Annotated in this window: 7 protein-coding genes; 3 read left to right on the forward strand and 4 right to left on the reverse strand. The window is 63.4% G+C overall.

Going from position 1 to position 6,639, the window contains the following annotated elements; genetic code table 11:
* Both RKP46_RS06180 and RKP46_RS06185 read right to left on the reverse strand, forming a co-directional pair.
* The coding region (locus RKP46_RS06180) for a histidine kinase dimerization/phospho-acceptor domain-containing protein (protein ID WP_311105825.1) at positions 1 to 991 on the reverse strand (991 nt) is incomplete at its 3' end.
* Between the two features lie 24 nt (positions 992 to 1,015).
* Positions 1,016 to 1,837, reverse strand: coding sequence for a substrate-binding domain-containing protein (locus RKP46_RS06185; protein ID WP_311105826.1), 822 nt, complete (start codon positions 1,835 to 1,837; stop codon positions 1,016 to 1,018).
* A gap of 167 nt (positions 1,838 to 2,004) precedes the next feature.
* On the opposite strand from RKP46_RS06185, the gene RKP46_RS06190 reads away from it, so the two are divergent.
* Positions 2,005 to 2,541, forward strand: a complete 537-nt coding sequence (locus RKP46_RS06190) for a DUF2062 domain-containing protein (RefSeq protein ID WP_311105827.1) — start codon at positions 2,005 to 2,007, stop codon at positions 2,539 to 2,541.
* Between the two features lie 2 nt (positions 2,542 to 2,543).
* Here the strand turns inward: RKP46_RS06190 and RKP46_RS06195 are convergent, their stop codons facing one another.
* Positions 2,544 to 3,053: a hypothetical protein gene (locus tag RKP46_RS06195; protein WP_311105828.1), complete on the reverse strand. Its 510-nt coding sequence runs from the start codon at positions 3,051 to 3,053 to the stop codon at positions 2,544 to 2,546.
* A gap of 323 nt (positions 3,054 to 3,376) precedes the next feature.
* Between RKP46_RS06195 and RKP46_RS06200 the strand changes: the two genes are divergently transcribed.
* Positions 3,377 to 4,255 carry a protein phosphatase 2C domain-containing protein gene (locus tag RKP46_RS06200; protein ID WP_311105829.1) on the forward strand — a complete coding sequence of 293 codons (879 nt, stop codon included), beginning with the start codon at positions 3,377 to 3,379 and terminating at the stop codon, positions 4,253 to 4,255.
* Positions 4,256 to 4,279: 24 nt separating this feature from the next.
* Here the strand turns inward: RKP46_RS06200 and RKP46_RS06205 are convergent, their stop codons facing one another.
* Entirely contained in the window at positions 4,280 to 5,443 is a 1,164-nt protein-coding gene (locus RKP46_RS06205; protein ID WP_311105830.1) for a CaiB/BaiF CoA-transferase family protein, read from the reverse strand.
* A gap of 351 nt (positions 5,444 to 5,794) precedes the next feature.
* On the opposite strand from RKP46_RS06205, the gene RKP46_RS06210 reads away from it, so the two are divergent.
* Positions 5,795 to 6,639 (forward strand): lytic transglycosylase domain-containing protein (locus RKP46_RS06210; protein ID WP_311105831.1); only part of this gene is annotated, 845 nt, incomplete at its 3' end.

The following is a 6,639-nucleotide window of genomic DNA, read 5'->3' on the forward strand; positions in this document are numbered from 1 at the left end:
TCGGGCGCAAGGCTTCGCCATCGAGCACCTGAGCAAAGCCGAGAATGGCATTCAGCGGCGTGCGCAACTCGTGGCTCATGCGCGAGACGAACTCCGACTTGGCCCGGCTGGCGCGCTCTGCCTCTTCCTTGGCGGTCAGCATCGCCGCCCAGGTCTGGCGCAGTTTGCGATTCGCTTCGTTAGTCTGGCGCACGAAAAGCCAGCCGGCAAGCACCGCCAGCGCGACGACCAGGGCAACCAGTGCCCATTCGGTACGCCGGAAGTTTTCCCGCTGCTCGGCCTGACGCGCTTCGATACGCCGTAGATGCTCACTGCTGTCGACGAACAGCCGGTTGGCGTTCTCGTTGATGCGGAAGAAGAGCGGCGGAATGTTCTTCATGAACAGGCCGATCTCCTGTTGCCGCGCAAAGAAGCGCTCGCGGTCGGCGCGATCACGGTTTTCCCATTGGCGGACGAGCAGTTGTTCGAGTTCGTCCCCGCGGTTACGGATGACGTCGACCAATGGTGCGATCTCGATCATTTCCATGACGAACGATGAATCGCCGGTGCTCGGCGTATACCTTACTTCGCGTACCGACTCGTCGCGTCCCTCGATGTTGAGGAACATCTCGCGCCGGACAACTCCGCCGCGCTCGAGCACGTTCAGAGCATGCGCGAGCTTGTCGAGTTGCGTCCTGATCTCCTGTCGGCCGCGCTTCAGGGCTGCCGGATTGTCGGCTGCGGCCAGGCGATAGACGGCGGTTTCGACGCTGCCAATGATGCGCACGATCTCATCGCCGATGAACAGGCGCGCGCGCTCATTGGCGCTGCTTTGTTCGAGCTTGCCGTACAGATCGGCGAAGAACACCTTCAGGCCGACGACCACCAGCAGTCCGGCGAAGAATCCGCCTAACAGCCAGAGCAGGCGGCCGGCCGAAAATACCTGCAGCTCACTGCCTGGCAATTGATTGGCTGGCGTCGGACGCCAGCGCAGAACGCTCCCCAGGCGCATGACCGATCCTCGTCAGCTCGCCGTTCAGCGCCTGGCCCGGTTGTCGAGAAAACCGTGTTTGCGGAAGATTGCCTGCCCCTCGTCACCCGCGGTGAACGCGATGAAGCGCCGTGCGATCTCCTTGTGGCGCGAGAAGGTGAGCAGATTGAGCAGCAATGCCTGCGGTTTCGCCAGCTTGGGGTCGAGGTCGATGACATCGAGTACACCCACGTTGTCAGCGAAGTAGCCGGTTGCTCGCCAGTTCAGGACGGCATCGGCCTCACCCTTCTTGAGTGCGTTGTTCAGGCCGCGCGAATCGGGCGCGAGGAAGGCGGCCGCGGCGACCACTTTCTGATAGATGCGGAGCTCGTCAAGGATGTCCTTGCTCTCCTTGCCGACGCTGCCCGAGCTGGCGTTGCCGATGCTCACCACCAGGTCCTTGCGCAACAGTTCGCGTGGGTCGCCTTTCACGTTCTTCGGATTGCCCTTCGGAACGAGAATTGCCAACTGGTTGTAGCCGACGAGTGCGAACTCGCCGAGCAGTCCCTCGTGCAGATACTTGTCGCGATAGGTCGGCTCACCCGGCAGGTAGAGGTCGCCGACGCTGGCCTTCTTTGCCGACTGATACAGATCTTCGGATCCTCCTTGCGCCAGCGTGATGCGGACATTCTCGCGCTTCTCGAACGCCTGCACGATCTCCGACATCGGACGCACCATGGTGATTCCACAGTAGAGCAGCAATTCTGGCCGGCTGCCTTGGGCCGAGGCCGTCGCGCAAGCGACGAGCAGCAAGGCCAGTCCGGTGCGAGCCACGAGCAACTGCAGCCGGCAACAGACGGCAAGTCGACGGAGGAAGTGGTAAACCATCCGATTCTCCAGGTATAGATCGTGGATAAGTGGGTAAGGGCAAATGAGCTGTGCGCCGCCGCGAGAAAGCGCGATAATCCGGCGATTGTACCGGGAATGCCGGCGCTCTGAGCGGACGAGGGCAGACGCCGAATTCCCCGCCTGGTCAAACTGCAACACGCCCGTCGATGCGCGCTTATCTCAAGAAACTGCTCCCTGGTCGCGAGGCAATCCGCAACAACCGCTGGTTGAGGCCGTTTGTTGCGGCGCTCCTGCATCCGCGGCTCTGGCACCTCAACCGCCACTCGGCCGCTTCGGCGGTCGCCGTCGGACTCTTCTGCGGTCTGATTCCCGGGCCCTTCCAAATGTTCGGCGCAGCCCTCGGCGTCCTTGCTTGCCGGGCCAATCTCCCTCTGGCGTTGCTGGTGACCCTCTATACCAACCCGTTGACGATCGTTCCCCTCTATCTGTTGGCCTACCAGATTGGTCGCCTGCTGATCGGCGACGGCGCAGCTTTCATCGCACCGCCCGAGTTCAGTCTGACTGCTTTCAGCGCCTGGAGCGCCGCCTTCCAGGCCTGGATGCTGCAGGCGGTGAAACCTCTGGCGGCGGGGCTGCTGACCCTCGCCAGCAGCCTTGCGCTGCTCGGCTACCTGACGACCAAGGCAGCCTGGCGCATCTACCTGATCAGCGCCTGGCGCAAACGGCGCGCGGCGCGCGCCTAGCTTCAGTTACCGATATGCATCTGGTACTTCGCTCCATTGGCGAACGAACACGTTCCCGTTCCCTGATACGGTGTGTTCATATGATACTCGCACGACATGTACATGCCCCCCGAGCTGAACGCGCTGGCAACGCCGCGCTTGTCGTCGTTGGACACCCGCGTCGCCTCGCCGCTGAGGACTTCGCCCTCGTAGTTGACAACAAAACGACCCTTGCCGCTCATCATGTTGGCCACCGTCCCGCTGACCACGCCGGTCTTCGTCGCGCGCTCGTTGGCCGGGTACAGGCGCACGGTCAAAGTGGCCGGTGAAACGGTCGCCGGCGTTCCTGGCGAAACTGTTCCTGCCGGGGGCGTCGGCATGGGTGTGCCTGGCGGCGGTAGCGGGTAGTAGCCGTAGTTAACCGTTCCGTCGGGCCCGGTTGCCGGCACCACATAGCAGGCCGGCAGCGCCAACGCGCCACCGACGACGACCAAGGCGCTTCGCCATCTACGAAGTGCTTCGCTCTTTGCCATTCTGATCTCCTTTTCCATGAGGTTGTACGCCCGGCCCTTCCGACCGATCAAGGCAAGTATAGCTGCTCGCGCAGCCGCATGAACGCAAAGCTTTCCGGCACCGCCAAACGCGCTCGCCAGTGCGCGACGGGTGCATGGCACCGATTGGCCACTCCTCGGGAACCCCGTCGGCAAGGCCCGACTCTGACCGACTGGCCGGGTGAGGCAACCGGAGGCTGGCGACAATCCTCATCGGCGTGGCACAATGCCGAGCGCTGCACTCGATCATGAACCTCGGATGCGGATGCGAGTCGTCTGCCAGCTTGATGACAAGGAAGTACCGGATGGGCAACTGGATTTCGGCTCTGGCCAGAGCCCTCAGGCGTTTTCAGCCCGGCAGTTCGGCGCGACGCGAGGAAGATGATGCGGGCAAGCCGACGCCGGAGTATGCGATCGACGCGCACGTCGCAACCGACATCGGTTGTGTGCGCGAGACGAACCAGGATGCCGTCGCCCTCGTCCGGCCGCCAAGCAACGAGGAGACGACGCGGCGAGGCTTGCTGGCCATCGTCGCCGACGGCATGGGCGGACACAAGGGAGGTGCGGTGGCCAGCGCACTGGCGGTCGAGACCGTTTGCCAGCGCTACTTTGCCGAAACCGGAGAGGAACCGGCGCGTGCGCTCGAACTCGCCATGCAGGAAGCAAATCGGGTGATTTACTCGGCCGCCCAGAGCAACCCGGCGCTGGAAGGCATGGGGACGACGGCTACCGCACTTGTCATTATCGATCATGATGTGATTTATGCGCATGTTGGCGACAGCCGCCTGTATCGCTGTGCGCAAGGGCGCTGTGCACAGCTCACCGAGGATGATTCGCTGGTCGAACAAATGGTGAGAAACGGCATCATCAGCGCCTGCGAGACGTACCGGCATCCCTTCCGCAGCGTCCTCCTGCGTTCGCTTGGCACCGCCGAGAGTCTGGAGATCCATGCGCAACGCGGCGTTCGCTTGCACGGCGGCGAGACCTTTGTCCTCTGTTCCGACGGCTTGCACGATGGCGTCGGAGCCAAGGACATCGTTGCCGCTGTCGACCTGCCGACCGCCGAAGCAGCCTGCCGCCGGCTGATCGACTTGGCGTGCGAGCGCGATGGCAGCGACAACATCTCGGTTGGCGTCGTTGCTGTACGCGCTGAGGCGTCCTTCGCAGATACCCATCCCGCCTGAGGCGACGATCGGCGGCGAGCGCCCTCAGCTGGCCCCGGTCGCGCGCAGACCTGCGATCTCGTCGACCGTACAGCCCAGCTCGCGCAGGATTTCCGTACTATGCTCGCCCGCTGCCGGTGCTGGCCGCCGCGCAGCAAAGGTAAACTCGCTGATCTTGTACGGCGGAGCAAACTGTTTTACCCCATCAACTTCGACAATCATCCCGCGCGCTGCCAGTTGTTCGTTGGCCAGGCTTTCTTCGAAGCGCAGAACCGGGCTCACACAGCAGTCGACGCGCGCGAAGACTTCGCTCCATTCGGCAAAGCTGCGCGTCGTAAAGATCTGCTCGAGTTCATGACGAACGCGCCGGCCTTCGCTCCCGGTGGCAAAAGCGAACGCTTCCAGATCCGGGCGGTTGATCACTTGGCACAAGCTCTGCCAGAACTTCGGTTCCATCGCGCTTACCGCCAGGTAGCGGCCGTCACTGGTTGAATAGACCGCATAACTCGGCATACCGCCGGCGAGCAGATCTTCTCCTCGTGGCAGGGCCTGACCGAAAGCAAGTACGGCGAGCAAAGGAAAAAGCGTGTGGGCGAAGACGCTGTCGGTCATCGCTACGTCCACGTAGCGGCCGCGCCCACTCGCCCGCGCGTCGACGATGCCGGCCAGAACGCCAACGAGTGCGGTGAGAGAACCGCCCAGCAGGTCACCGATCTGGAAGTTGGGCAGCGCGGGCGGGCCGCCGGCCAAGCCGATCTGATCGAGCAGCCCGCAATACGCAAGGTAGTTCAGGTCGTGGCCGGCGCGATCACGATAGGGGCCGTCCTGCCCATAACCAGTAATCGAGCAATAGACGATGCGCGGGTTGATTGCCGACACGCTCGGGTAGCCGATGCCCAGCTTGTCGACGACGCCAGGCCGAAACCCTTCGACGATGACGTCTGCCGTGGTGGCGAGGCGCAGGAAGATGGCGACTGCGCTCGCCTGTTTGAGGTCGAGGCAGAGGCTTCGCTTGTTGCGGTTGACGAGCTGAAAGTAGCTGGTTCCGCCGTGCACAGCGCCGGCGGTTCGCGCGTAATCGCCGGCGCCAGTGTCTTCAATCTTGATCACATCGGCGCCGAGATCGGCGAGATGCATGGTGGCCAGGGGGCCGGGTAGAAGGCGCGTCAGATCAAGCACGCGCAGACCGGAAAGGGGAAGTGAACGCATGGCGTATGGTTTTCGCAAGTGGGGGGGCGGAGGAAACGGGTGAGGCGGCCGGACACCCGGCCACGTCTTGTCGTGCCGGCCACCCGGCAGCGGCCGAGGTCGGTACGTAGCGCATTGTAGTCCCGGATGAGCGCGCCAATCAGCGGGGAAATCGATCGAGGATGCGCTGCCCGGTGATGATCCGTCCGCCCGACCGAAGCGGAGTGTGAAAGAGTGCACTGGCGACCAAGGACTTGGCGTGCATGATCCAACCCGCTACGCTATGCTTTCTCTGGCGTTAAACAGTTTCCTGGACGCCAGTCCGACCTGCCAAACAGGCAGGCAACGCTTCCTGCCGATGCGAGCTACCGAATGATCCGCCCCATCCTCCTGCTTCTCGTTCTCCTCAGCAACTCGGTTGGCGCGACGGCACAACAGCCGGCCGCTACCGATCCTTACCTGGAAGCGCCGCGGGTCACCGCCGCGCTGGCACAGGGGCGCGCCGCTGAACTGGGCATTGGCATTCGCAAGAACCTCGGTCTGGCCATCGTGCTGTACTGCGATGCCGCGACGATGGGCAGTCCGGAAGGTTTCTTCCGCATCGGACGCCTGCTCGCCGGCGGATCGGCAAGTACCGGACAACGGCGCCTGGCCAATGCGTATCTGGCGCTCGCCGCGCGCCTGGGAAACGCGGAAGCGCTCAGATACCATACCCCTGACATCGGCAATGACGAACTCGGTGACGACTGTGCTGGCGCTGCGAGTGGCGCGCTTGCGAAGCATCAGGCGGTCGGTCCGTGGGAAGACTCATCGTTCGATCTTGACGCCTACCTCGCGCGCCAGCCGGCCGCCAAGCAGAAGATTGCGCAGTTCATCCGCAACGTCGCTCCGCAGTACAAGGTCGACGCGCGTCTGGCGCTGGCCATTGCCCTGGCCGAGTCGAACCTCGATGCGGCTGCCGTGTCGCCGAAGAACGCACAAGGCGTCATGCAACTGATTCCGGCAACGCAGGAGCGCTTCGGCGTTCGCCGGCCGTTCGATCCGGAACACAACGTGCGAGGAGGCCTGGCCTACCTGAACTGGTTGCAGAAGCGCTTTGCCGGCGACTGGCGCCTGGTGGTCGCGGCCTACAATTCGGGGGAAGGCGCGGTCGATCGCTATGGCGGTGTCCCGCCGTATCCGGAAACGCGGCAGTACGTTCGCCGCGTGCTGCATTT

Origin of the sequence: Accumulibacter sp., assembly GCF_031732815.1 — a bacterium.
Taxonomy (GTDB): Bacteria; Pseudomonadota; Gammaproteobacteria; order Burkholderiales; family Rhodocyclaceae; genus Accumulibacter.

Bases quoted from the DNA above. Each gene is read 5' to 3' on its own strand.
- RKP46_RS06200 (WP_311105829.1), top strand. From the start codon at position 3,377: ATGGGCAACTGGATTTCGGCTCTGGCCAGAGCCCTCAGGCGTTTTCAG.
- RKP46_RS06190 (WP_311105827.1), top strand. From the start codon at position 2,005: ATGCGCGCTTATCTCAAGAAACTGCTCCCTGGTCGCGAGGCAATCCGC.
- RKP46_RS06205 (WP_311105830.1), bottom strand. From the start codon at position 5,443: ATGCGTTCACTTCCCCTTTCCGGTCTGCGCGTGCTTGATCTGACGCGC.
- RKP46_RS06185 (WP_311105826.1), bottom strand. From the start codon at position 1,837: ATGGTTTACCACTTCCTCCGTCGACTTGCCGTCTGTTGCCGGCTGCAG.
- RKP46_RS06195 (WP_311105828.1), bottom strand. From the start codon at position 3,053: ATGGCAAAGAGCGAAGCACTTCGTAGATGGCGAAGCGCCTTGGTCGTC.